The sequence below is a fragment of the Methanolinea mesophila genome, from assembly GCF_017873855.1.
Lineage (GTDB): Archaea > Halobacteriota > Methanomicrobia > Methanomicrobiales > Methanospirillaceae > Methanolinea_B > Methanolinea_B mesophila.
The window spans coordinates 622,711-648,953 of record NZ_JAGGKR010000001.1 but is presented as its reverse complement, the minus strand read 5'-3'; the positions used below and the strand labels follow the sequence as shown (position 1 = coordinate 648,953).

The window sequence follows — 26,243 nt, the reverse complement described above, 5'->3', positions numbered from 1 at the left end:
CTATGGCACCTCTACGTTCCCGACGATCTCCCCGATGATCTGGGAGACGGTCAATTCGGAGATCTCTGCCTCTCTCTCGAGGATTATCCTGTGTTCGAGCACCCTCGGTGCGAGCCACTTGACATCGTCTGGAATTACGTAGGTCCTGTTATTCAGGGCGGCGAGCGCTTTGCTCCCCCTGACCAGCGCGATTGACGCCCTGGAACTCGCCCCCAGGTGGATATCGCTGTGTTTCCTGGTGGCCATCACAAGGTCCCGGATGTACTCCAGCAGGTGCTCTTCGATGAATACCTCGCGGGTCGCATCGACGTAGCGGTTGATCAGATCAGCATCCATTACCGGTTCCAGCTGATCGTAATACGTTATCCAGTCCAGGTTTCCCTGATGTTCGCGCCGGATGATCTCCATCTCCCCGTTTTCGTCCAGGTGGGAAAGGACCATGCTGAACATGAACCGGTCTTTCTGTGCCTCGATCAGGGGAAAGGTCCCTTCGAACTCGAAGGGATTCTGGGTGGCGATGACCATGAACGGGGCGTCGATGGGGATCGTTATCCCGTCGATCGTCGCCTGCCGTTCGCTCATCGCCTCGATAAATCCGCTCTGGGTCTTCGGTGCGAGCCGGTTTATCTCGTCGATCAGCAGGAAATTGGTAAAGATGGGTCCTCTTCTCAACGAAAATTCCTGGGAATCGGGTTCGAAGATCCGTACCCCGATAATATCCGCGGGCTGGCTGTCCACCGCACACTGGAACCGCGAAAATCCGCATCCCGAAATTTTCGCGAGTGCTTTGACGATGGAGGTCTTGCCGGTACCGGGTGTCCCTTCGACAAGGAGGTGCCCCCCCGAAAGCATTCCTACCATGCAAAGGAGGATAAGGTCTTCGTTTCCCACAACGAATTTTCCCATTCGGTCAAGGATCTCGGAATAAATATCAGGGATCCTGGCGAGTTCGTCTTTTAAATCAGTCATGAACCACCCCGCTTCTTTATCGTCCGATAGATTGCCATTACCCCCAGAACAGTGAGAAGAAGCGCAACGGCCCTGATAAGGGTCGTGCTTTTCATGATGTTTATCAGTCCGATCGCTCCGTCCTCGGATCCCGTCATCCCATGCACCTGGTCGATCATCACGCCTCCCGGTGCTGCGGTGAGGATCCGCTCCACCAGCGCGTGGTTTCCTTCACATGCGGGGGGGTCAAGCATCCCGTTGATGAAGATACTTGGGTCCGCCAGTACATAGATTGTGCCATTCCCGAGTGTCTCCGAGCTCATGATCGTGGAGCGCGAGAGCGCTTCTCCCCCGTCCAGCCTGCCGTTGCCGTTTTCATCGACCCAGGTCAGGAGCGAAGTCTCGAGCATCGGGGACCCGCCCCTGACGACGGCCGGCCTGTTAAGACATATCGTCTGCAGCCCTTTCACGAGGGGATCTTCGCCCGCAGGATATGCATCCACCGACGAAGGATCATTGTACTCCCTGTCGGCACTGGACACGTTTACCGCGGAGACGCGGAGCGTGCTCCCGAGAGCGGAAAGGATGCCGTTGCTTTCGCCGCGGTCGTCGGCAAGGAGCAGCAGATTCCCCCGGTTCAAATATTCCCGGTATTTCGTCCGTTCATCCTGGGTAAGGTCACCGCGGGGGGCGATGATCAGGAGCATCGACCCCTGTTTCCCGGAAAGTTCCGATGCGGAATACAGATCCGTGCCTCCGTGTGCCTCAATCATTCCGGCGAATGCGGAAGTCCCGTTCCAGCCCGGGTTATACCTGCTGTATTCCAGATTGGTAGTCGAGAACTGGAACGCCACCAGGATCACCGCTCCGGCAAGTACCGCCCCTGCAATCCACCAGTATGACCTAATGCTCATCACCTTCCAGAACCCCCGCGGTTGCGGAGAATGCCGCGCCGATACGGTCTTTCTCATCCTGTCCCGCGATCGCCCGATCGTACCGGACCTTCTCGTATATCTGGGTAAATATCCGGAGAGGTGAGAAGAATGCTCTCCCTTCCGAAGATTTTACCATCTCCCGGGCGGTGATCGACCTTTCGTGCCGCAGCCCGAGGCGGGCGGTTATCTCCGTCCGCAGGAACAGGAACAGCAACCGCGCAGCTTCCCGGGAATTTTCTTCCCTCCTGTAGTATTCCAGAGTCTCGTCCGCCCGGATTGCAAACGGGACCGCGGAGGTTTCCGGGGCGGCCCCCGGAGTCCCCGGGAGCGGGGAGACCGTGATTTCACCCGGCGGGAATTCACCTGGCAGGGACCTGTACGGGATCCCGGGCCTTCGCCTGAGATAATAATAAGCCCCGCCCGAGGACGCCGCGATGACGATGGCGCCAAAAAGGATGGAATAAAGGCCGGGAATGGTCACAGGGGCATCTTCAGGCCTGACTACAATGTGACGGCTCCCGCTCTCCGACGGGCCGAGCGGAAGGCCCAGTGGCGTAAAAACAGCCTTAATATCGTGTTCCCCGGCCGCGAGAGGAATCACCGCCTGATAACTACCGTCGTTCCCTGTGACGACTTTTCGGGTCACCTTTCCATCGACAAGTATGCTCACCCCTGCTCCTGTCACCGGACGGTCCGGTGCGGAAAGGACCCCGTACGCCGAATAGCCCCCTTTCCCCGGCGAGGGGGAGGCAAGGGTCAGGGTCGTGGGGAGCGTCTCAACGGTGAAGGAATGGATATCCGAGAACGTACTATCCCTGAATGTGACGAACACGGTATGTCCTCCCGCGCTCATGGAATCGATATACACCCGGTGGAAGAACATCCCGGAAGAATCTGTAAACACGCTCGCCTCCTGACGGGAGTCGATGAATATGGCGATCTCGACCCCCGTGGTCTGTGGCCCGGAAAGGAATCCCGAGATCACCAGGGTATCGTGATAGAATACCACCGGGGGCGAGGTCCTTAGGGTGATCCGGTAAGGGTCATCAACGGGAACCGGGAGATCCCTGCTCCTGGTATCCTGTTCTTCCTCGATGCTCCTCACTATCTCCTCGAAGATCTGATGACTTTCCTGGTACTCCGTGGTATCGAGTTCCAGGTCTTCCCCGGTCCGGGTCATCGGTTCGCGCTGTGACTCGTAATCCGTGAGCAGTCCGCGGACTTTTTTCCTTAGTGCCTCCCCTTCATACGTGATGCTGGTCATCGCCTGAGGATCGTTGGAATCCCTGAACCGGACCTCGAGTGTACGGAGTTCGTCCAGCCTGGAGGTGCTGTTGAGGAGCTCGTTCATGATTTCCAGGTTTTTTCGGTTCATGCGTCGGAACTCCTCGATCTCGCTCTCCGACATCTCCAGGTTCACCACAAGCGTGTCGAGCGACCTGGCCATCTCGGAAAATTCCTCGAAGTCCCGTTGCGCCAGGTCCAGGTCCCCATACCTGATGTTCACCATTACCGTCCCGGGTGAGTCGAGCAGATCGCTCATGAGGGGCAGAAGACGTTCGGCCTCGTTGTTGCCGGTCTTGTCCAGCCCCGCAGGGTTGGTATGCGACGGCGTGGAGCCGTCGAACGAGGGGTTATAAAGGAGCGGGGAGGCCGCGTGCATGCCGACGAAAACCAGTGCGAATGCCGTGAGCACCGAAATAACGACTATTCCAGCGAGTGCCCGGGTCATCGACTCAATATCTCCAGTACTTTCTGGGCGACGATTGCCCCGAAGATGATCACGCCGGCAGCAATTACGAACCTGAGATATTTCAGGTACCGTGGGGTGGCCGAGGCACCGGATACCAGCTCCACTATCACGAGAATACCTATCAGCCAGAGTACGAAGAATATTTCCAGATCGAGCGTCCTGGCAAGGAGCATGAACGCAATTATCAAAATTAACCAGAGCGTGAGTGCCAGGAGGGCGATCCTCTTTTTATGCATCCTTTTTAGGAGATATGACTTTTCTCCAGATGAGGGTATCGGAGGTTTTGAAAAGTCTGCCCTTCATCCGGGGTAGGAAAAGGTTAATGCGGTTCAGGCCAACCCCTGCACTGGCGATATCAGTATGGAGACGCGAAGTGGTGCGCTCGTGCTGATCATGGTGGCGATCCTTCTGGTCGCCCCCGGTCAGGCATTCGTTGCACGAGAGTTGACAATCTCCCTGGACGATCAGGGGGACGCAGAGATACAGTTCGACTATTCCCTCTCGTTCCTGGAAAATGTTGCCATATTCCTGCGAATAGCGGACCCGGGAAAGGAGTTGAAGTCCGCACTGGAATCGAATCTCCATAAAAACGTGGAGATACAGAACGTGGGGAATACCCGGGCCGAATTCACGGTGGAACAATTTGCAACCGTGAGGGAGGAGAATGGAGAGGTGATCATGAACACTCCCGGGCTCTCATTTGCGTCTGCCGAGCAGGCCCTGAATGGGTACTGGTTTGCGCCGCTGGTCAGACCGGACTTTTCCCCCGACCGGACAATTGTCCGGTTCCCTGACGGATACCAGGAAGTATTTTACGACTCCACAGGAATTCCGCCCCTTTCGAGGGCACTCCCCTGAATTTTTTTGGAGACACTCCCGCAGGGTTCGTTCCGGGGGTATCCGATGGTGTGTCCCGGCGATTTGCAGGTATTGAGTGAGCGATACTCTTCAGGATTAAATTTTTTTAAAGGAATATCGAAGCCGCCGGCTGTCATAATGAATGGTTCGGCCGGGAACTCACGGAGCAGGGAAAAAAGATTCGGGACCTGGTTGACGTCCTCGCATTGAGACGTTCTTTGAGGCTCTGTCTCCGCCTCTTGGGCAGCCCCCGGGCGCGATATCAACAATTGACTTTATTGACATCCTTATTACGTGACGTTCTTGGGGGCTTCGCCCCCGCCACTGTGGCAGCCCCCGGCGCGACATTCCTGGCAAAACACTACCCTGTGCTGAAGTCGCTTAATTTCAAATAGAAAAAGATTCTGGGCCTGCGACAGTCCAGGCATATCCCGTTGGGGCGCCGCAGCGGTGGGGCAGAGCCCCTGGAGCGTCATATGCGAGAGATTTGATCTATCCCTGGCAAGCCTTGAAAATACACTCATAAATGAAGGAGATCGAGGATGCAACAGAGCAAAACAATTCGTAAATAATCCGTGTAAACAAGAGCGCGGAGGAATTTAAAAAAGTGGGATTTCAGCAAAAAATCAGGTGGTTTGTTGGGCCCGGAACCGCGAAAGCGCGTTCTGGATAAGCTCACCCCGGCTCGAAGAATCGCGTGCCCCGATCTCCTGGAGAAGGGCTCCTGCATCGGTGACTGTCGTACTCTCCTCGTATTCGTTAAGGAGACCGATGTTATTGAATACGCTCCCACTGGTACCCGTTACGGGAATGCTCTCGCGAACGAGCCGTATCGTGGGGACTCTCGTCGTCCTGCCACTAGATACGGTCACCGTCGTGCTGTAGTCCCGGTACCCGTCTTTTGTTACTTTCAGTGTGTGGGTGCCCGCGGTTACTCCCTGGATAGTCAGGGGTGTGAGCCCTTTGTACTGGTCGTCCAGGTATACCGCAGCGCTCCATGGAATGGATATTACGGAAATTGCCCCCGTTTCCGGCCCCTCTTTCGTGAGCTTTATTCCGGTGAGCATGGTGATCCGCTGTGCCTGGACATTCACCGTCTTTTTCCACGGCACATACCCGTCCTTGGTGAGGGTCACGATCCGCTGTCCCGGCGGGACATCGACGATCATTGCCGGGGTCATGCCGTAGAGCACCCCGTCGATGAATACCCCGGCACCGGACGGGTTCGAGGTTATGTAGATCCTTCCGCTCCTTGAAACGGGAGAGCCGATCACGATCTCATCCGAATCCGCTACTTCCCCGTCGGCGACGAGGGTAAAGCGAAGGGTCCCCGGGTTGGAGGCAAGGATGGGCACCTCGAACGTCCCCTCCGACGGACCGCCGGTCTTCTGGCCTGCTATCTCTCCGCTGAATACCACGTTGCGCGCGGCAGAGAGTGCGGTGGACGAGTCCTCCACCTGCCAGATATCTCCTCCCTCCTCGGCGTTGCTCGAAACCGCCGATTTCGAATAGGTCCCGTCAACCGAGGGCCCTTCGAACGTGATCTCGTCATAGCCCTCCTCACCCGGCTCGTTCTCCCATTCACGGATTACGATCCGGTTATACGCGGTATTCTGGTTCTTCACGGTAAAGGTCACGATCCCGAGGTCGAAGGGCAGGCTCACGTTTCCCGCCCTGAAAAGGAAGTCGGACCCGGGGTCCACGTCCATGAATGCCTGGACCCGGAGGGAACAGTTCGTTCCATCAGGTAGTCCCGAATAATGTACGCTCACTGTTCCCGACTGGCCGATCTGGTGCGGATCGACCGTGACCGAAACGGCAGCGCAGGCCGGAACGGCAAGAATGAGTATTAAAACCCCCCAGACTAATATCAACCGGTTCATACTAGTATCAACCAAATAATCCTAGCGTTTGTGAGATAAATAAAATTACCTGAATTAATTTTCAGCACCCTCCTCCTCACCCGTGAGGCAGGATTTTTGGAAAAAAAAACATCCGCGCGGCCACATCGGGAGATTTATCAACTCCTGCACCAAGGAAGTCAACAGGGATTCAGACCAATGGCCCGGGGGGGGTTTGGACTGACGTTAGTGCTGTTTGTAGATGACGAACCCGGATTGTGTGATCTCGCAAAAGAATACCTCGAGGCATCGGGAGACTTTCGGGTCAGGGCTACGGGGAACGCCGGCGATGCCCTGAATGCGCTGGCGAACGAGAATTTCGACGTCGTCGTAGCGGATTACTTCATGCCCGGGACAACGGGGATCGATCTCCTGAAAAAAGTCCGGGAGAAAGGAAACGAGATCCCGTTCATTATTTTTACCGGAAAAGGCAGCCAGAAAGTGGCGATCGAAGCCCTGAACCTCGGAGCCGACTATTACCTGAAGAAAGGCAGGCACCCGCGCACCCAGCTTGCGGTCCTTCGCGAACGCATCGAACATGCGGTCAAGGCGAGAACAAGTGGGCACAGCCTGACAGATCTTGTGAGAATTGTGCAGGCGATCCCGGACCCTGCATGCCTTTTCGATCGCGACGGGCGGATCGCCGAATGGAACGTACACATGCAGAAGTTGACCGGCCTCCCTGCGGAATCAATGCGCGGTCGCGCGGACCATCGTCTCGCAGAGGTGCTCTTCGGATCGGCGCGGCCCATTCTCGCCGACCTGGTCCTCGCGCCAGGTGAACTGCAATCGCGGTATTATTCCGATATCAGAACCGAACCGGACGGGGGAATGACGGCCCGGGCCGAAGCACCACCGGGCTCCCTCGGAGCACGTTGTGAAGAGCATGTCCGGGTCTACCTGGACGATAGAAACACCCTGACCGGAATCGTGGAGGTCGTCAGGGTGAAAGGAAGCACGGAGGATTCCCAGGTATCACGGAAACAGGCGGAGTCTGTGCGTACTTCGCCGAGGATTGTGATCGATTCGGAGGGGACAATTCTTTCGATCACACACTCTGCACGGGTATTATCGGGCACGGAAGGAAAAGAGGTGAAAAATATACGGGAGATCCTGCATGCCCAAAGTCACCCCGCGCTCGAGAGCGATCTCAAAACGCTTGAAAAGGTCCCGATAGGTCTTATCTCCGAATATGTGATGTGCGCACCCGAAGGAATGAAAAGGGTGACTGCACGACTCTCGCGGACGATTCACGAGGGGCGTGAATCATTTGCCGTTACCCTCAAACACAGCGAACGGTACTGACCTCGCGCTCTCGTGACGGGCCCCTTCCCGGCCCGGGCAGAAAGCGGTTTCGTTCCAACAGGCGGCCTGGCATACCGCACCGGGCCAGACCTGAACACGGCGGGGGGATCCCTTCTTCCTTCCGTTCTCCGTGATCCAATCCGAAGATCCCTTGTTTTTTATCACACGGAGCACAAGAGCTAGACATGGACGTGGAGGAATTCGTTCGCCGGAGGATCGCGCGGGGAGAGGACGTGTCTTCGGTACGTGAAGATCTCGTGAGCCTTATAAAGGAGTACAAACCCGGTGTGCAGTCCTCCTATGCGCGGGAATTTTCGGATGCGGTCATCGAGGAGGTCAGGAATACCACAGGGCTTTCCGGGGACCTGTTCTCGTTCTCCCCTGCAGGGGTGAAGATGGGTGAATTCGGGGTGGGTTCACGCGGCACGGGCGACTTTTTTGCCCACCGCCAGATTGCCAGGATCATCGGTAAGACAGGGGCGGTGGTGGGGGTCGACGAGATGGACGATGCGGGGGTCGTCCCGCTTGCCCGCGTCCCGGGGGAAGTCCCCGGCAAAGAACAGGGAAATGCCCGGTACGTCGTGTGCACGGTCGACGGGATGCACTCCCGGCTCTCGGATTTTCCCTTCCTCGCCGGATTCCATGCCACGAGGGCCACGCTCCGTGACGCGTACGTGATGGGTGCAAGACCGATCATGCTGTTCTCAGATATCCACGTCGCCGACGATGGCGACGTGGCAAAGATATTCGACTATACTGCGGGAATAACCACGGTGGGAGAGGCGATGGGTGTCCCCCTTGTGAGCGGATCGACGCTCCGCATCGGCGGGGACATGGTGCTCGGGAACCGTATGACGGGGTGCGTAGGGACGGTAGGGATCGCAGGCCATCTCACCGCACGAAGGGGCACTGCTCCCGGTGATGTACTGCTCATGACCGAGGGCGCGGGAGGAGGCACCATTGCCACTGCCGCCCTGTACTCCGGGTTTCCCGAAGTGGTCGAGGAGACCATCAACCTCCATTTTCTTACCGCGTGCGAGACGCTGCTCAAGGACCCGGTACTGCACCGGATCCACGCCATGACCGACGTGACTAACGGGGGGCTCCGGGGAGATGTGCACGAGATGGCCCAGACGGCAGGGTGCAGGATCGTGGTCCGGGAGGATCGTGTGGCGGGGCTTGTCCAGCCCCGGGTGAGAGAACTCCTGGAGAGGCTCTCCATCGATTACCTTGGGGTATCCCTCGATGCGCTGCTCATCGTCGCCCCCCGGGAGGCCGCTCCCGCAATCAGCACGGTAATCTCATCCGCCGGGGTCCGCATCGAGGAGATCGGTTGTGTCGAAAAAGGGGTTCCGGAGGCGCTTCTCGAGACAGATGACGGGAGAAGGGACTTTTCCCCCCGGTTCCGGGAAGCGGCGTATACCCCGGTCAAGAAGGTGGTCGACCGGACCGCCCGGGATTTCGACGAGATGAAGAACCTGGTGGAAGCGGCTGCCCTGGCGGCAATCCGGAAGAAAGAATCCGTACTGAAAAGGATAACACCATCTGGCGAATAAACCGAACGATATCTGGTCAATCCGGGTATGCAGCCGGGAATATGCCCCCGGTTGGCAACCCGCCTTTTTCAGCGTCTGCACGGGTGTCCGGTGCCTTTCCCGGATGTTCCTGTTCACGGGAAGAAACCGGGTCCTTTTGAACCCTGAATATCTCATTCGGGCTTTCGTGCGAATGCCACCAGGTTGTAGGCCAGGTAGGGAATATGGGTCTCTACGAAGGGCTCGAATTTTTTCGCGAGATGGAACAACGGCCTTGCAAGGCTGACGTGTGCGAACGAGATCCGTTTCACCGTGATCTGACGGAATCCCGCCTCCCGGAGGAGAGACCCCATCTCATTCCCGGAGTAATAGCGTTCCCCGAAATTCCCCATCCCGACGTGGGTCACCCCCATCACCTCGCCAATCTGGTAGACTGCGGGCAGGCCCGTGGTAAAGAGGTTTTTCCCCAGCGTGCATATTGCGATGGTCCCTCCCGGGGAGAGGATCCGAAACGACTCTTCCAGCACCCGGTCAGGGTTTCGGAGATAACTGAACGCAAGGAGGCTCGCGACGACGTCGAAACTTCCGTCCCTGAAGGGCAGGTGTTCGGCATTTCCCATGCAGAGACTCGAAGAAGGCGATCTCTCCTGTGCCCTGTTCAGCATCATCCGGCTGATGTCGAGCCCGACGCCATCACCGCCCGTGGACCGGTACCTGGACAGGAAGAGGCCTGTACCGCATCCGAGGTCGAGGAGCCTTTTATCCCCGGGTAATCCCTCCATGACGTGCCGGCTGATGTGGCTGTAATATGCTCTCCCGCCGGAACGGTCGTACCTCCGGTCATAGATGTGCGCGACTTCGTCGTAATGGCGCTGGACCTTACTGACCGCTTTCACGGGAAAATACCTCCTGCCGTATCTTCATCACCAGGGCGTTGAGTTGCAGGTATTCGTTGTTGCAATGACCGAGAATATAGTCCGTTTCGCCGAGGGCGCGGGAGATCCTGGGATCGTTATACACCCGTTTCGTCACGTTGCGGAGCTCCATGATCACTTCCCGGGCAGAGAGCCCGTATTCGATCATGAGCGTCTCGATCCGGCGCACGGCCGCCTGCATATCCCCGCTTTCCACCGCGGAAAAGATCGCTCCCGCAACCTGGCCGGTCTCACTCTGGGACCAGCGGACGAGGTCCGGGGGTTCGTTCGATTCCACCGAGATCTGGAGGAGCATGATTGCTTTCCGCAGGTCGCCCCGTGCGGCCTGTGCAATGAGGTCCAGGGTGTCGTCGGGGCAGCGCTCCGGTGCAAGCCCTTCGGCGGATCCGATGGTCCGAAGCTTCGCAAGAATGAGATCATCCGCGAGCGGTGCGAAGAACACGGGGAGACATCTCGACCTGATGGCGGGAATGATCCCCGAGGGCTGGCCTGTGATGTACACGAATCTGCAGGTCCCGCTGTACCGTTCCATTATCCTGCGGAGCCCCTGCTGGGATTCGCGGGTAAGCGCCGAGGCCCCCTCGAAGACCATCATCCGGAATTCGCTGTCAAGCGGCCGGAGCGAGGCGTACCACCTGATGATATTTTTGAAATTGTTCAGCAGGCTTTGATCCTTACGGTAAATATGCGCGTAGCGCTCGTTCTCCTCGAGATACTTCTTCCCCTGCTCGAAGAGGTCCCCTGCCTGGATGACCGTGAGGTTCTCCGGGTAGCGATCGCCGTAGAGTGCCCGGGCCAGACACTCGACGCCTGCCGTTTTGCCGGTTCCATGGGGGCCGGTGATGAGGAGATGCGGGAGGTTCCCGGTCGCGGCGAAGGTGCCCAACAGGTCCACCGCTTTTTCCTGCCCGATTATCTCCCCAAATGACCCGGGGCGGTATTTTTCAATCCAGAGCATGGGCAAGATTCCCCTCCATCACCCGCAGTGCAGATTTCAGGAACCGGGTGTTGTCGCACTCACGGATAAATTTTGTCGCCTGTTCTCCAGGGATTTCACCGCAGGCCCGGGTGATCTGCGGGAGTGCCCGGGTGAGTTCGTCAACGATGGTGAGGCTCGCGGTACGGGAGGTCCTCGAAAGAGGGTTCAGGTCGATCGTTATAACCGTTTTTCCCATCGATCGGAGCGCCTCGCACCGGTCTCCGTCCTCGAGCGGGACGAGGATGACATCGGATTCATAGATCCCCTGGCGGAGACACCAGGCGCGATCGTGCGAAAGGGGAAGCAGCCGCTCGAACGTCCCGGACAGGACCCTGACCCCGTGATCTTCGAGGAGTCCCGTGATCAGGGTCATCCTTTCCTCCGTGCGGTGGAAGAGGTTCACCTCCACGCTGGCACTGGAGGCCTGCTGCAGGTCGCGGATCAATCCGGCAGCGAGTGCGGCCGTGTTGCCATTGACCGATATAACCGGGTTCTTTGCAGTTATGAGAAAAGCCGCAGCGGTTTTCTCCGCGAGGAGGGCACTTTCTGAGGTTCTCTCGCCGAGCAGGTAGTCGAATGCCTCGCCTCTCCCGTGTGCCGCGATTCCTTCAAGGCTTACGATACCTTCCCGTGCGCAACGGGCGATCCGCTCCCGCGCGACGAGCGACCTGTACCGGGGATGGTCGGGGGGGATCATTCCTGCACCTCCAGGATACGGACCCCCTCGCCCGCGACACCGAGAGAAAATGCTTCGCCGAGACCGGAGAGTACTTTTCCCGCCCGGTCTCCCATTGCAAACACCCCGTTCCCGAGCATGGTCATGCTCGCCGGTATTTCCTTCGCATCGCAAAGGGAGAGCGCCTTCCGGACCGGAGGGGTGATCAGCCCGCTCGCCTCGGCAAACTGCCGGGACAGTGTGAAGAATTCTTCCGGAGACCCGGGACACCTCCCCGGGAACGCCCGGGTTATCCTCTCCAGTGACTCGGCGGAGGTGAGGACAGTGGGCGAGGGAAGGGCACTGAAGGTGACCGCAACGAGGTGCAGGTCCGCGTCCCGGTCCCTGTGGATCTCTCCCGGGATACCCGGCCCGGTGCGGCAGTCCCTCCCCCCGGCCTGGCAGGCGGCCACGTCGCCAAGCCCCGTCCGGTGCAGCACCTCAGTCTCGTGTGCGAGTCCTGCACATTCTCTCCGGGAGAGGCCGAGGTCGTGGAGGGCGTTGAGGGCGAGCGCCGAGGCCATGAGTGCAGCGGCGGAGAGGCCGAACCCCGCCCCGATGGGAAGATGACATTCGGTGACGATCCTCGACCCTACCCCCATCTTTTCCATCAGCGACTCCACCGGTGCCGAACCGTCCCTCGATTCGAGAATTGTCCCGTGAAGGTCTTTTCGCACTATCCGGACCGCCGGGGAACGATCAGGAGTCGCGACCACCGTGACCCCCTCGTCGATCACCACTCCGGCGCCTAGGCTTCCGGTTGTGGCCGGGTCCCCGGTGAATACCGGTTTGAAATACCCGGATATATGACCCGGGCAGAACGCCCGTACTTTCCCTGGCATGGTAACGCACCTTCGTACGGGAAACAGCGGGTCTCCCGTGCATGTTCTTACTTTTTTAAAGAAATCAGATTAATATGTCCCCGTCGGAGGGCAGGGTATCAGGAATGCCTGTCCCCGCGCTCCCGCAGCCTGATGACTGCATCCCAGATCCCGGCCGCGACCTCTTCTTTGGTCCCGCAGAGAAACTCGCGGTCTTCCCGGGAGAACAGGATTATGCTCGAGTTCTCGGAACCCAGGGCCTCAGGCGAGTTCACTGCCACGAGGAGCGTTCCTTGTTCGACCATTTCGCGGGCACGCTCCTCCTCGTCCCACCCGAGTTTGAATCCTATGGAGGGTATCCCGTACCGTGCGATCACTTCATCGAGGATCTTCGGCAGGGGGTCGAGCGCGATACTGACCGGAGTACCGCTCGGGATTTTACCGTGTACTCTCGCAGGAGCAAAATCCGATACCGCGGCGGCACTGATGTAATAATGGAAATCCCGTGATTCGCAGAGAGAGTTGATCGCCTCCCGCATCTCAACGGCGCTGCTGCAGCCGACGTTCTCCACGCACGGGAACAAATCCCGGTGGACCACCGTAACCTCCGCGCCCAGCCTCCAGGCCTGGAGGGCGAGTGCCCTGCCCATTTTTCCGGATGACCGGGTGGTAAGAACCCGCACGTCATCAACCGGTTCCTGGCACGCTCCGCTGGTAATGAGCACCTTCTTCCCTGCGAGAGGTTTTCCGAGCAGCTCGCGTTCGCACCGGAGCACTATCTCCTCGATCGAGGCGATCTTAGCCCGGCCTTCCTCCATCCTGGGAGAAATCACCACGATCCCCCACGAGCGCAGTTTTTCGAGGGCGTCCAGGACCGCAGGGTGGCGGTACATGCTCTGGTGCATCGCCGGGGCAATCACGACGGGCATCCCCCGGCCGATCGCGGTTGTTGCGAAGGTGGTCACCGGGGTATCGTCTATGCCTGCGGAGATCTTGCACAGCGTATTGGCGGTGCATGGTGCGACCAGAAGGAGATCTGCCGTTCCCCCTTCGCCGCAGTAGTCAACGTGCTCCACCTTTCCCGAAATCCGGGTTACGGTCTCGTTTCCGGTAGCGTACGTGAGCGCGTCGGGATGAATGATCCCCGTGGCCGCAGGGCTCATGACCCCCGCAACCGTTACGCCCCTTCTGCGCAGGGCATGGGCGAGGCGGATAGTCTCGACCGCCGCGATGCTGCCGGTCACGGCCAGGACGATCGTATGTCCTTCCAGTGGGCTGCCCGGGTTCATGCGAGTATCACGTCCTGTACATAATGCCAACGGTGCGGTGCATATTTCTTTACCTTCCGGGGGGTGATAGTCCCGGTAAAGCCGGCCTGGATGAGCGCTTCACCGAGGTCGGGGGGAGTACTTCCTGCACTGTGCACGTGGAGTACAGTCCCCGGACCCGCGTGGTGCAGCGCCGAATCCAGGAACTGCACGCTCTCGAAGTGTCCCATGAGGATCCGGTCGTACGTCCCGCGGAGGAGATCCCGGCAATCGCCCTGTTCCGGCTTTACGCGGCCAGTGACCGCGTTTTCCCCGACATTTCTCACCAGGTAGCGGTAGGCCAGGGGATTTATTTCCATCGCATGGACTTTTGCACCTCTGCGGGCGATCGGGAGGGTAAAATAGCCTATCCCGGCGAACATGTCTGCCACCCGTTCGCCCTGCCGGAGATTCGCGCACAGCCGGGCTTTCTCTTCACGGTTTCCCATAGAGAACATAAGGTGGCGTGGGTCGAGGTGATAACGTATTCCGGCCTCGTGATGGCAGACTTCTCCCACGGTGCCGTAGACCACCTCAGCCCGGGGGATCCTTTCGCATCCGTCGCAGGAGTGCACCAGGAGTACCCCCTCCGCGCCGGTCCATTCCACGATTTCACGGATCTCCTTCTCCGAGGGGTCTTTTCCGTGAAGGACCGCCACGTTTCCCATGAGATAGTAACCCCGCCCGGAGTACGGAGTCCTCGGAGAGAGATCGCGGGTGAAAGAATAACCTTCCCTGACCGGAACATACGCAGTGTTGCCTTCCACCCAGACCCTGCGTTCCTCATCCCGCCAGACCGCGCCCCGGATTTTTCCGAGTTCCTTCACCCCGACCTCGCGTACTCTCATGCTTTTCCCAGCAGAACGATCTCTTCAGCGTCGTGTAACAGTTTTACCGTATCCCCGGGGGCAAGGTCCATGAAAGGGCCGACGAGACATTCCCGGGTGACCCCCGATACCGGGTCGAGGACCCCGATCAGGTCGGACTCGCGGTACACCACCATGTGCGATTCCGCATCCCTGGCATTGCCCACCAGGCGGAGGTCCGCGTCGTCTTTCGTGGTCTTCATTGATCCCGAGGAAAGGTCGAAATACCGTATATTATGCCCTTCGGTCTGTTGCACCTCGCCATAGCGTTTCGAAAGCCCGATCACGTCCCCCCGCACAAACCGCGGAAGGCGCACCGAGTAGGTGATCCGGAAGATCTGGCGACCGGCTTTCTCCCCGACCAGTTTCGGGTGCGTCGACCATTTCCCGCCAAGCCTGGCCACAATGGCGTTGGAGATCTCCTGGCCTATCTTCTGGGAGCCCACGGTGATGTCCAGCCCGTCCCTGCTGTCGGTCATCTTCGATATGAACGAGAGACGTTCGCCCCCCTCCTGGAGGGTCTCCTCCATCTCCTCGGCGATGCGGGCGGCAGCGGCGATCTCGAACGGGTACGGCTTCCTGCCGGCGGCCCTGACCTGGACAATCCCCTCGTAATAACTTCCGGAAAGCCGGTTGCAACGGTCGCACTGCTCCTTGTTCCAGGCGATCTCGATCCGGCACTGCCCCTCCACCCCGACGCCGTAGAGTGTCCCGGTCACCGTGCAGTCGGCATACGTCCTGTTGGGGCTCAGGTCGGTGAGGATGACCTCGATCCGCTGCTCCCGAAGATCCGGGCTTACTTTGATCGCCTGGTATACCCGCTCCGTCGCAACCTCTTCCCTCGACGCAGGCATGTCCGTCCAGACTCCCTGGTCTTTCCGTGCTTCGCAGGAAGGGCAGAAGACAATCTTTACCCTCGGGTCGCATTCCAGCCAGACCGTCCGTTCCGCCCGGCATGCCCCGCAGGGTTTCCCTCCCGGGGAGGGCCTGCCGCAGGAGGGGCAGATGCTCTCCTTGATGTCCATTCTCAAATCCTGAAGATCTGTGCGTGGGGAACATTCCCGAGCATCATGCATGAAGAAGGATCGATCAGGCCCATCTCCACCGCAAGACGAACGGCTCGTGCCCCCATCAGGTTCGCGTTCTCCGCGGTCTTTAATGCGGCCCTGATCTCTTCCTCGCGTGCAGGGGAATTCCCGTAAAATTTCTCGCTGATGCAGATCTCGACATCTCCGTGGCATACCGTGGTATTCAGGAGTTCACGGTCGCAGACCGCCACCACCACACCGTCGGGGCTGCGGTGAATCTTTAAATACATCGATTTAGTTATTGGAGCGCCACGGACATAAAAGTGGCATCCGTGCCACACGGCCTAACGCGATATCTCCATGCCGTAGACCTTTGCCGGGGTTTCTGCGTGGATGCGGAACGCGTCCTCCTCTTCGATAATCCCCTGCTCGAGAAGACGGAACGTCGCCCTCGGCACGGATTTCGGCCCGATGACCGCTCCGGGGCGGGAGTTCTCGTCCATATAATCGCTCTCCATGGTGAATTCTCTCTTTTCCCTGCACAATTCGGGAATATCCGGGTGGGTGGCGATGAACGAGGGGGTGAGCGGGGTATCCGGTGTCGCATAGTGTTTCACCACTTTCCAGGACGGGAGACCCGCGGATTCGGCCATTGGGACCATATCGGCACAGGGGCCGCTTTCCGCATGCACCTGGATGGCGCAGTCGTTCCGGGCCGCACAGGAGAATGCGTGAGCCAGTACCCGGTTGGACGCGTCCAGGATCTCTCCCGGGACCTCGTAATGAGGTCGCCCGCTCTTCAACGCGACCGCCCGGCCGTCGGCGACGTAGGTCGCGGCGAGGGAGATCCCTTCCTTCATGATCTCCTCCACCCGTGAAAGGGGGTATGATCCGGAGAGCCTCGTAATCTCCGCGGGATGGACCCCGAGGACCACCCCGACGGTGAGCCCGAGCTCCCTGACCTGTTCTGCAATTGCAAGAGTCTCATCAAAGACCCCCGTAAAATCCGTCCCCTTTGCGGGGGTGATGCCGAAGGACGAGGTGGGTTTGCAGACCAGGAACAGGTGGCTCCCCCCGGCCCGGAGAAAATCTTTTGCCGCTTCCAGGCCCCTGCCGTTGACCGGGTCGATATGGATATGGTCATCGGTCACCGGGAAGGACGGGATCTTCATTCCAGCTCCAGTATCTCCATTAACGGGTAATCTCCCCGGGGTTTTAATACCGCCCTGCAGGTTGCGGTTCCTACGGTGGTGGCGATCTGAACCGAAAACATCATCCCCGAGAGTTCAGAATACCCTTTCGAGTGAGGTTTCATAATGCCCCGGTCGAGCCTGACCTGCACCTCTTCCACGAATGGCTGAAGCCGGACGCTCTTTTCAATCGTCCTTTCCACCAGATCTGCAGTCTCCGGTGAGATAGGGGTACCCACCCACTGGTGGTAAAGGGCTCCGAGCTTGATCCCCGCCTCGAATGCGGCCTGTTCCCGTTCGGATATCATACCCATCCGGTTGGCGGGCCGGGTAAAAAAAATGTCCGCGGTATGGTCCGGACCTTACACCCACGGGGTTATATCAGCTTGATGATTCCCGGTTTGGGCTCCATCGCCTCGCCCTGGCGGAGGAACATATCGATCTGTGCCCGGATCTCATCCCTCGAATGGCCTTTCTCCGTGAGGGCCTTGATGACGTCGTCGATCCTCGCCCGGCCCTTCTCGTCCTCCAGCTCCCTGACTACCTCCTTGATCATCCGGATGAGGTCGCGCTTCCCTTTGGAATAGCCGGTCACTACCTTATCGATGTCGAAACTCCCTGTTTTCGCATCGTAGGCGACCTGCCGGAGGCAGGTGTCTACGATCTTCACCACGCGTTCGGCATCGTCGAGCTCGATGCAGGACGAGAGCCGTATGCGGGCGCTTGCTTCGGCAAGACGGACCAGGGCCTCGAGCTGTCGGGCGGTGACCGGTACCGGCTTGTTCGAGCCCGATGCCAGGTCGCGGAGTTTCATGTAATAACTGATGAGCGACTCCCTCGCGGCATCGCTTAACCGGGGGAAACAGGTGCGTTTTGCGTAGGCGACGTATTTCCGGAACAGGCTCGGTTCGATGTCCGGGGTCACCGGCTTGAGCTGCTCCCTGATGTACTCGTCGTCGACGCCGGGGATGGGATTTTTCTGGTGCTGGGCGATGATCTCACCGATGGAGTGTGCCTTGAGGATATGCTCCGCTATGGCATTGTCCAGCTTGTGATCCGGCTTGTCGCTCATGATGAAGATCAGGTCAAAACGGGAGAGGAGCGATGCAGGCATGTTGATCTGCTCGCCGATCGGTGCGTAATCATCGAACCGCCCGTATTTGGGATTTGCAGCCCCGAGAAGCGCACACCGCGATTTCAGGGTGGCCGTGATCCCTGCCTTGGCCACGCTGATTGACTGCTGTTCCATGGCTTCGTGCAGGGCGCTCCGGTCCTCCTTCTGCATTTTATCCATCTCGTCCACCGCGGCGACACCCATATCCGCGAGCACCAGTGCTCCGGCCTCAAGCGTCCACCGCCCGTCCCCGAACTCGTCCTTGACCGCGGTCGCGGTCAGACCTGCAGAGGTCGCAGACTGCCCGCTGGTGTAGATGGCCCGGGGTGAGAGCTTCACCACGTACCGCAGGAGCTGGCTCTTTGCAATCCCCGGATCGCCAATCAGCAGGACATGGATGTCTCCCCGGAGATGGCTTCCATCCGGCATCTCTTTCGGGATCCCTCCGAAGAGCTGGAGTGCGATGGCCTCTTTTACGTCGACATTTCCGTAGATGGTGGGAGCGATGGAGTGGGTGATCTTCCGGTAGACATTGGGATCCCTGGAGAGGGCGAGGATCTCCTCCTCGTCCTTGTCATCGATGGAGACCTCCTCGAACTCCTTCTCCGCGACCTCGATAGAGTTGCACTCAAGGTAGATATCGAAGATGGTGCTCTTCTCCCCATGGGTTATCCGCTGCATGGACCGGAGTATCCCGTTGATGATTACCCGGTCCCCTGGTGCGACCTTCCCGGTGAGGTCGTCCGTGACGTCGACGTCGAGGGTCTGGGGCTGTTCCCCGCCCCGAAGTCCTTCGGGGGACTCCTGGATACGCAGCTTCTGGGAGTCCACGAACCTGGACCTCCGGGGGATCATCTCCAGTTTCTTGAAGGTGCACCCGTCGGTAGCGCAGCCGTCGGGTTCCTTGAACTTGCCGTACCCCTGGTCTTTTATGGTGATATGCCCCCCAGGGCAGCGGAAATGCGCCTCCACCACGCGGGGCCGGACTTCGGTGGTCTTCCGGAGGATCCCTTCGACACTGAGGAAGGTGTTGATATGGTCCGACCTGATATCCCGGACCTGGAGTTTTTTAGGGAGGTTGATGAACCTGATATTGACCCCCCGCGGGGTCTTGCCGTCTTTTGCCTTGATCAGCTGGTGGTTCCTGATGGCATTCTTCACGTCCTCAATGACCTTTCCAGGGTTCTCCAGCAGCTCGTCGGCCATCCTGACCCCGGTCCTCCCGTAACTCTCCACCTCCCGGTAATCGATCATCAGGGACCTCTTGTAGGGAAATTCCCTGGAGATCTCGCTCATCTGCTTTTTGTACCGCGACTTGAGGAACCTGCTCCAGTCGGCATCCCTGTCGATGATCTCGGTCTCGGGTTCTTCTTCCATGTGCGGGTCTAGCTCCTCGGATTACCTGATAGCAGCACGAACCTTGCGATGAGCGCTTCGAGCTGGATGTCGCTGCTGGCCCCTTCCGAGAGGCGGAAGTCGGCTTCCCCGAGGGTATCGATAAGCGCGACCCTCTGGCCCGGGTCCATATCCCGTTTCACGAGGGCCCGGTAACACTGGTTGATCAACTCGTTCGGCGCGATACCCCGCTCGTACAAAAGATTGTTCAGCACCGCCTCTGCACCCTCGAAATCGCCCTGGAGGGAGAGGGAGAGGAGGTCTTCTATCTCTTCCGGACGGGCTGTCGCAGTGATCGCATAGACCATCTTCCCGTCGATCTCGTTGCTGATGATTGCCGCGCCCTGGAGGGCATTGATCGCCTTCCGCATGTCTCCCTGGGCGACGTAGACGATCGCATCGATCGCCCCGGGGGAGATTTTAATCTTCTCCTTTCCCGCGATGCGGTGGATCTCTTCCGCGATCGCGTCGCGGGAGAGGGGGCGGAACCGGTATATTGCGCACCTGCTCTGGATGGGGTCGATGATCTTTGAGGAGTAATTGCAGGAGAGGATGAACCTGCAGGTCAGTGCATAACTCTCCATGGTCCGGCGGAGCGCGGCCTGCGCATCCGGGGTGAGGGCATCCGCCTCGTCGAGGAACAGGATCTTGAAGGAGGACCCGCCCAGGGGTGACGTGCGGGCGAACTGCTTGATCTGGTTCCGCACGACCTCGATACCGCGCTCGTCCGAGGCGTTCATCTCCCGGAAGTTCATGTGCCAGGTCTCCCCGAAGAACTCCCTTGCCAGGGCGACGGCCGCCGTGGTTTTCCCTACCCCTGCACTTCCGGTAAAGAGGAGGTGGGGGAGGTTTCCGGTCTTCACATAGGATTGCAGACGGGTGATGATCTCGTCCTGCCCCACGATCTCCGACAGTTTTGTCGGGCGGTACTTCTCGATCCATATGGCGTGGTTCTCATCCATTCCTTGGCGCTCCTCGGGGCGGGACGATCCGGTCATCAGTGGATAGCCCTCGTATGGTATTTTTGTTGCTTTTTTGATCACAAAATGATTTGGCGCTGTGGTGTGAAACTAAAAAATTGTAAGTGGTATGCATTGTTTCAGTAATGCTGCCTGTAGAGTTGTAAATCCGGATTAAGGGGATACGGCCTGGAATCGTCACAAACTGTTACGAAAGATATCCCCCTACAGGAATTCTTTTCGAAGGAAAATTGTGGGGCGTCTCCCGCATCTGCAGAGTATCGCGGGAGCCTGGAAATTTACCTTGGGAAATGCCGGCTACATGGCATCAGGGAGAAAAATGGGGGAGTATCGTCTGGAGCCGTCAAACCGCCTCTGTTTATTGAATTCAAACACGATCCCGCAGGTTTGCGGGAAATTTAGGAAAAAAGATTTTGACTATTTCTCTTCGTAGAGCTGGTCCCCGGGCTCTCCCTTCCGGTAGTAGGTCCGGTAATAGTAGTATCCTCCCGCTGCCGCAGCGATGACGGTGATCACCACTACCAGCGCAACTATCCCCGGGAACCTCGTCCAGAAGGGTGCCGGCGGAGCACTGGTGGTTGGCACGGCGGTCGGCACGGTAGTCTCCAGGGTCGGGGGTACGGTGGTGGGCGTGGGGGTTACTGTCCCGGTTCCCGTCCCGGTATCACCGGTATCGGACGTCTCGGTGGGTGTGGGGGTAGGCGTCGTGGTAGTCTCGGTCGTGGTGACCGAGCTGGTGTAGCCTCCGCCACCCCCGCCCCCGCCGCCGCCCCCGCCGCTGACGGCTTTGAACTGCACATAGAACGTATGGTCGGCGGTTACGTTCTGGAACGTGTAGGTGGGGAGGAGCGGGGCGGCTCTGCTGTCGACGAGCACCAGCGCAATGTAGCATCCCGGCGTGGGAGTCATGGTGAAGGTCTGGTCATGCCCTTCGATGACCTTAACTTCGCCTAACGGCTCGAGCGTCCCCGGCCCGCTGAAATCCGCGGATATGGTGTAGATCTTCGTTCCTTCGGGCAGGAACGAGGCCGAGATGGTATGGTTCGCGGACACATTCCAGAAGGTGTAGTTCCCGACCGGAGCGATGGAGACTCCGTCAATCTCCGTGGAATAGGTAAAGTAATTCGCATCCGGGGTGATGATGAACTCCCGGTTCTCCTGGAATGGGACCGTGATCTGGCCTGATGGCGTGATCTGACCGTTATCGCCCGCCGATGCAACGATGGTAAAGACCTGGGGTTCGAACGATGCAATGATGGTGTGGTCCGCGGTAATAGTGCCGAACGTATACGAGGTTACCGCTCCGACCGAAGTTCCATCCACGAGCACGTCCGCGACGCGGTAGCCGCCCGCCGGGGTGATTGAGAAGATATAGGTGCTCCCGTAACCGGCCTGCACCTCGCCCGAGGGCGAGATCTGCCCATGTTCGCCCGCGGTCGCATTGATGACGAACGTCTCGGGTGAGAATGACGCCGCAATCGTATGATCCCCGGATATGTTCTCGAAGGTGTACTCGGCCACAGAACCGGCAGAGGTGCCGTCCACTGTCACGTCAGCGATCAGGTATCCCGTGCCGGGCACAATGGAGAACGACTGGTTGGTGCCTTCGGGAACATTGAGGACCCCAGAGGGAACGATCTCTCCGTGTGTCCCGGCACTGGCGGTGATGGTAAAGAGCACCGACTCATTGGGAACGAAGGTGGCGGCGATGGTGTGGTTCTCCTGTACGGACTGGAACATATACACGCTCAACGCCCCGAAGCCGGTACCGTCTACGTCCACATTCCCTACTTTATTCCCTGGATCCGGAATAATGGCGAAGACCAGGTTGCCGCCGGTGGCCACTTCAACCGTCCCGTTCGGTTCTATCGAGCCGCCCGGTCCCGCGGTGGCGGTGATGAATACGACCGGGGGGAGAGGCGTCAGGTCTGCGTAGAGGTCAATGGTCTCGTTCTTTGCAGGATAGGCGGGGATGTCCTGGGTGAGGGTGAGATATCCGGTTTTCTCTACGGTGAAAGTCTGGTAGGGCGTACCGGTAACGAACACCTCCACCAGGAGCGTCCCGTTCTCGGTCGTTCCCATGAAGTCCTGGTCAAAGAAGACACTCGCGGAATCGACGTTCGAATGGACCAGGAAATACCCCTTGTCTCCGCCCACGACCGGGTTTACGGTAATGTATGCCGGCCGGACCAGGATATTGCTCCCCTGGTCGTTGCCCACCGTGAGGGACACGTTGTACGTCCCCGGGTTCACGTAGGTATGCATGGGGTTCTGGAGCATGGAAGACCCGTCGTCACCGAACTCCCAGGACCATGTATCCGGGTTTCCCGACGAAAGGTCGGTGAAGCTGACGGTCAGCGGGCTTGGCCCAAGGGTGATATTCGCGGTGAAGTTCGCCAGCGGGGCGACCGGTTCCTGCACGACCCGGAGGTCGAGCTCGGTGACCTCACCCGAGGTGAAGGGATAGGTCATGGTCCAGTTCCCTCCTGCCGCCGCGTCGTAGCATTCCGCCTGCACACCGTTCACTAAAAAGGTGATCGGGGCTCCCTGTTCGATATCACCCTGGACCAGGACTTTGTCGTCGACTGCTCCGGCCCCACCGTAGCGTCCCTCCTCAGAGGTGATCACCGTGGCCCCTTGTGAAATCCCACCCGTTACACCCGCAGTCACGTTGCTCCCAACCGGGGCGGGACTGTCGCCTATTGTCACCGCACCATAGAAGCTCTGGGGGAGCTGGGCCTGCCCTGTCATTGTCGGCGTAGGTTCAGCGGTGGTGACGGTGGTAGTGGGCTCTGCAGTAGTGACCGTGGTGGTAGGTTCAGCGGTGGTGACGGTGGTAGTGGGCTCTGCAGTAGTGACCGTGGTAGTAGGTTCAGCGGTGGTGACGGTGGTAGTGGGCTCTGCAGTAGTGACCGTGGTAGTAGGTTCGGCAGTGGTGACGGTGGTGGTGGGCTCTGCAGTAGTGACCGTGGTAGTAGGTTCAGCGGTGGTAACGGTGGTAGTGGGCTCTGCAGTGGTAACAGTGGTAGTTGGTTCCGTGGTCGGAGTGGTGGTCGGGATACCGAGAACCGAGATAAGATCGACCCGGGAGTCAGTATCACTCCCCACGAGATTGGAGACGGTAAGGTTAACGGTATAGTTGCCTGGGCCGGTATACACATGGACCGGGTTCCTTTCGGCAGATGTCGCGCCGTCCCCGAAGCTCCACTGCCATGTCGTGGGATACCCGGTGGAGCGATCGGAGAAACTCACCGCAAGGGGAGCAAAACCTGAGGTCCCATTCACCACGAAATCGGCGGTCGGGACCCGTGGCGGATGAGACTGGTCGAGGAGCACTGCAACGAATCCCCCCTGTCCCCTGGTCCCGAACGCGACCGGATACGGGTCCACGGTGGGGAAGTTGACGGAACTGGTCAGCCCGGTGAGGTACGCCCCACCCTGGTCGTCCGTCGCGATCCCGTCTCCCATATCGAGTCCGCTCCCCCCGAGGTAGGTCATGTACACCGGGACGGACTGGCCGGGGAAGAATTTTGCCGCGAACGCATCATACTGCCCTCCCCCGTAGGTGTCCTGGTATGCCGCGACAGTGGGGAGGTCGCGGGAACCGGTGCTCCCGGTAATATACACGCTTCCCTCGCTGTCAGGGGCGACTCCCGTCGCCTGGTCGACTCCCGATCCGGTGATAAACGTAGAATAAAGCAAAGATCTTCCGTCAGGGGAGAACCTGGTCAGGAATCCGTCATACAACCCCTTACTCTTGTCCTGCCAGGGTGACTGTGTGGGGAAGTCCTTGGAAAGCGTCATCCCGGCGATCCAGGCCGAGCCGGAGGCATCCACCCCGATCGCGTTTCCGGTATCCATCGAAGACCCGCCAAGGTAGGTCGAGTAGGTGAACGAATCACCGGAAGGTGTGACCTTGGTGAGGAATACGTCGCTGTAACCGGAAAATGAAGCCCGATAGGGATTCTTCAGGGGGAAGTCCCTTGAGTATGTCTCCCCGGTGACGTATCCGAACCCCTCGCCGTCCGTCGCAACCCCTTTCCCGTAATCGACCATGGTTCCGCCGATATAATTCGAGAATATGAGTTCTGACCCGTTCGCGGAAAGCCGGAGCAGATACGCATCCTGCTGGCCGGCAAGGAATGTCCTCTGGTAGCGACTTATTACCGGGAAGACCGGGGAATTGGTGGTCCCGGTGATGTACGCATCTCCCTGGAACAGGGCAATTCCTGCCCCGGAATCTTCACCGCTCCCTCCGAGATACGTGGAATACACCAGACCTGTCCCGTCCCGGTTTATCTTGGCCGCAACCGCGTCCGAACCTCCCGCCAAGTCAGGCTGGACCGCGCTGGCAGTGGGGAAATCCCCGGAAAGCGTCGTTCCGGTAATATATGCATACCCCGAGTCGGCCTGGATCCCGGCTCCCGTGTCGTCGCCGCTCCCCCCGATATAGGTCACGTACAGGGGTGCAGTCCCGTCGGGGTTTATCTTCACGACCACGATATCCGTCCCCCCCGAATCGCCGTCCAGGGCTCCTGGTGCGGGGGTATAAGGCGAAGGATATGAGGTGCCGATAACGTACGCACTCTGCTGGTCGTCGACCGCGATCCCCGCACCCCTCGCGATCCCGACCCCCCTGAGGTAAATCCCGTATTTCATGACCGGGTCGATGACCAGGGGGAGGTCGTCCCGGTATTCTCCCGGCAAGAATCCAACGATATTATTGTCCTCGATCGTGAAAAAACAGGGAATATCGGTAATCTCTCCGGAAATATTCTGGTAGCACACCGGGGCGCATTCGATGAGATCGCCGACCGGAGTCGATATGATGAGGGACCCGTCGTCGTTTATGGAGATGTTGTCCTGGCCCTCGTAGATCAGCTGGATATTTTCCGGCCTGGCGCCGGGTGCGAGGATGAACTCGCTCTTGAGTCCGCCGGGGACCCCGTGATAGACCAGGTCAATCCCGGGATAAAGGTCCACGTACCGTATCTTCCCGTAGGTCTCCACGGAGGTGTGCCAGTCCGCGGAATCGTTCCCGACCAGGAAATTGGTCCTGCAGGGCAGGAGGTCTTCACCTTCCACGCCCGCCGGGCCCGTGGCATTGAGGAACATGTACCATACGAAGGCCGAATCGACCTGTTCTTCGGTCACGTTCAGGAGTTCGAAGATCACCCCCTGTCCGGTGAAGTATACCGAACCCCCGTCGGTGATGACCGTATACTGTACTTCGGGATCGTACTGGCCCTGGTTCCGGATGAACTGGAGGGGCATTGCATCGAGCCAGCCCTCGTCGATATACTCTTCATCAGTTCCGGTTGCCGTGGCCGGTTGCGGGACCCCCTGTTCGTCACCCCCTGCAAGGAGCGTGACGGGGACGTCGGCCGGTGGGATATCTTCTGCAGCTGCACCCCCGGAAATGCAGCCTATCAGAAGGCCCATCAGCACAATAAACACTATTCGTGCGGTGAATCGCATAAAAACCTCTTTAAAATTGTTGTGTGAATAACTCATGATAAACTTAACGGTTATTTCTCTCTATAGTATCCTATTTACCATGCATTTTTTTGATTTCTGGACCGATAAACCCACCGACACTTCACCGGATACTGCTCCACCTGAAGTAATCTTGCTGCCTGTCCGGGAACACTTGCCCGAAGCAAAATCCCTAATGCCCC

The 26,243-nt window shown here is 58.8% G+C and carries 21 protein-coding genes; 3 read left to right on the top strand and 18 right to left on the bottom strand.

From position 1 onward, the window contains the following. Genes J2741_RS03045 through J2741_RS03030 form a run of 4 tightly spaced genes read right to left on the bottom strand, consistent with a single transcriptional unit; the run spans position 1 to position 3,872 of the window. Positions 1-969 carry an AAA family ATPase gene (locus tag J2741_RS03045; RefSeq protein ID WP_209673571.1) on the bottom strand — a complete coding sequence of 323 codons (969 nt, stop codon included), beginning with the start codon at positions 967-969 and terminating at the stop codon, positions 1-3. Then, positions 966-1,862 (bottom strand): DUF4350 domain-containing protein, encoded by an 897-nt coding sequence (locus J2741_RS03040; RefSeq protein WP_209673570.1) that lies wholly within the window; start codon positions 1,860-1,862, stop codon positions 966-968. The genes J2741_RS03045 and J2741_RS03040 overlap by 4 nt, the downstream gene beginning before the upstream one ends. Continuing rightward, complete coding sequence (locus J2741_RS03035) at positions 1,852-3,615, bottom strand: hypothetical protein (protein ID WP_209673569.1); 1,764 nt, start codon at positions 3,613-3,615, stop codon at positions 1,852-1,854. Before J2741_RS03035 ends, J2741_RS03040 begins: the two co-directional genes overlap by 11 nt. After that, positions 3,612-3,872, bottom strand: a complete 261-nt coding sequence (locus tag J2741_RS03030; protein WP_209673568.1) for a hypothetical protein — start codon at positions 3,870-3,872, stop codon at positions 3,612-3,614. Before J2741_RS03030 ends, J2741_RS03035 begins: the two co-directional genes overlap by 4 nt. Positions 3,873-3,996: 124 nt before the next feature. Here J2741_RS03030 and J2741_RS03025 point away from each other — a divergent pair, with 124 nt between their 5' ends. Further along, positions 3,997-4,494 (top strand): hypothetical protein, encoded by a 498-nt coding sequence (locus J2741_RS03025; RefSeq protein WP_209673567.1) that lies wholly within the window; start codon positions 3,997-3,999, stop codon positions 4,492-4,494. Between the two features lie 626 nt (positions 4,495-5,120). Here J2741_RS03025 and J2741_RS03020 read toward each other — a convergent pair. Beyond that, positions 5,121-6,368, bottom strand: a complete 1,248-nt coding sequence (locus J2741_RS03020) for a PEGA domain-containing protein (protein WP_209673566.1) — start codon at positions 6,366-6,368, stop codon at positions 5,121-5,123. 216 nt (positions 6,369-6,584) lie between these two features. On the opposite strand from J2741_RS03020, the gene J2741_RS03015 reads away from it, so the two are divergent. Further along, positions 6,585-7,700, top strand: a complete 1,116-nt coding sequence (locus J2741_RS03015) for a response regulator (RefSeq protein ID WP_209673565.1) — start codon at positions 6,585-6,587, stop codon at positions 7,698-7,700. A 185-nt stretch (positions 7,701-7,885) separates the two neighbouring features. Next, positions 7,886-9,256 (top strand): AIR synthase-related protein, encoded by a 1,371-nt coding sequence (locus tag J2741_RS03010; RefSeq protein WP_209673564.1) that lies wholly within the window; start codon positions 7,886-7,888, stop codon positions 9,254-9,256. Positions 9,257-9,408: 152 nt separating this feature from the next. Here J2741_RS03010 and J2741_RS03005 read toward each other — a convergent pair whose 3' ends face one another. The 13 genes from J2741_RS03005 to J2741_RS02945 all read right to left on the bottom strand — a co-directional run bounded on the left by J2741_RS03005 (position 9,409) and on the right by J2741_RS02945 (position 26,043). Next, complete coding sequence (locus J2741_RS03005; protein ID WP_209673563.1) at positions 9,409-10,131, bottom strand: class I SAM-dependent methyltransferase; 723 nt, start codon at positions 10,129-10,131, stop codon at positions 9,409-9,411. After that, positions 10,115-11,128, bottom strand: coding sequence for an AAA family ATPase (locus J2741_RS03000; protein ID WP_209673562.1), 1,014 nt, complete (start codon positions 11,126-11,128; stop codon positions 10,115-10,117). The genes J2741_RS03005 and J2741_RS03000 overlap by 17 nt, the downstream gene beginning before the upstream one ends. Further along, a complete protein-coding gene (locus J2741_RS02995; RefSeq protein WP_209673561.1) occupies positions 11,115-11,846 on the bottom strand; it encodes a 4-phosphopantoate--beta-alanine ligase in 732 nt (243 codons plus the stop codon). The genes J2741_RS03000 and J2741_RS02995 overlap by 14 nt, the downstream gene beginning before the upstream one ends. Continuing rightward, a complete protein-coding gene (locus tag J2741_RS02990; RefSeq protein ID WP_209673560.1) occupies positions 11,843-12,706 on the bottom strand; it encodes a pantoate kinase in 864 nt (287 codons plus the stop codon). The genes J2741_RS02995 and J2741_RS02990 overlap by 4 nt, the downstream gene beginning before the upstream one ends. 98 nt (positions 12,707-12,804) lie before the next feature. Continuing rightward, positions 12,805-13,974: a bifunctional phosphopantothenoylcysteine decarboxylase/phosphopantothenate--cysteine ligase CoaBC gene (coaBC, locus tag J2741_RS02985; RefSeq protein WP_209673559.1), complete on the bottom strand. Its 1,170-nt coding sequence runs from the start codon at positions 13,972-13,974 to the stop codon at positions 12,805-12,807. Further along, on the bottom strand, positions 13,971-14,840 hold the full coding sequence (locus tag J2741_RS02980; RefSeq protein ID WP_209673558.1) for a class I SAM-dependent methyltransferase: 870 nt from the start codon (positions 14,838-14,840) through the stop codon (positions 13,971-13,973). The genes coaBC and J2741_RS02980 overlap by 4 nt, the downstream gene beginning before the upstream one ends. Beyond that, positions 14,837-15,883, bottom strand: coding sequence for a 60S ribosomal export protein NMD3 (locus J2741_RS02975; RefSeq protein WP_209673557.1), 1,047 nt, complete (start codon positions 15,881-15,883; stop codon positions 14,837-14,839). Before J2741_RS02975 ends, J2741_RS02980 begins: the two co-directional genes overlap by 4 nt. A gap of 2 nt (positions 15,884-15,885) precedes the next feature. After that, on the bottom strand, positions 15,886-16,176 hold the full coding sequence (locus tag J2741_RS02970) for a DUF424 domain-containing protein (RefSeq protein WP_209673556.1): 291 nt from the start codon (positions 16,174-16,176) through the stop codon (positions 15,886-15,888). 54 nt (positions 16,177-16,230) lie between these two features. Further along, positions 16,231-17,058 (bottom strand): TatD family hydrolase, encoded by an 828-nt coding sequence (locus tag J2741_RS02965; protein ID WP_209673555.1) that lies wholly within the window; start codon positions 17,056-17,058, stop codon positions 16,231-16,233. Further along, the gene (locus J2741_RS02960; RefSeq protein ID WP_209673554.1) at positions 17,055-17,384 is read right to left on the bottom strand and encodes a dihydroneopterin aldolase family protein; all 330 of its coding nucleotides are present in this window, start codon (positions 17,382-17,384) and stop codon (positions 17,055-17,057) included. The genes J2741_RS02965 and J2741_RS02960 overlap by 4 nt, the downstream gene beginning before the upstream one ends. Before the next feature lie 68 nt (positions 17,385-17,452). After that, complete coding sequence (locus J2741_RS02955; RefSeq protein ID WP_209673553.1) at positions 17,453-19,567, bottom strand: minichromosome maintenance protein MCM; 2,115 nt, start codon at positions 19,565-19,567, stop codon at positions 17,453-17,455. Positions 19,568-19,575: 8 nt separating this feature from the next. Then, entirely contained in the window at positions 19,576-20,547 is a 972-nt protein-coding gene (locus tag J2741_RS02950) for a replication factor C small subunit (RefSeq protein WP_209673552.1), read from the bottom strand. 435 nt (positions 20,548-20,982) lie between these two features. Beyond that, complete coding sequence (locus tag J2741_RS02945; RefSeq protein ID WP_209673551.1) at positions 20,983-26,043, bottom strand: DUF7948 domain-containing protein; 5,061 nt, start codon at positions 26,041-26,043, stop codon at positions 20,983-20,985. Positions 26,044-26,243 lie beyond the last annotated feature (200 nt).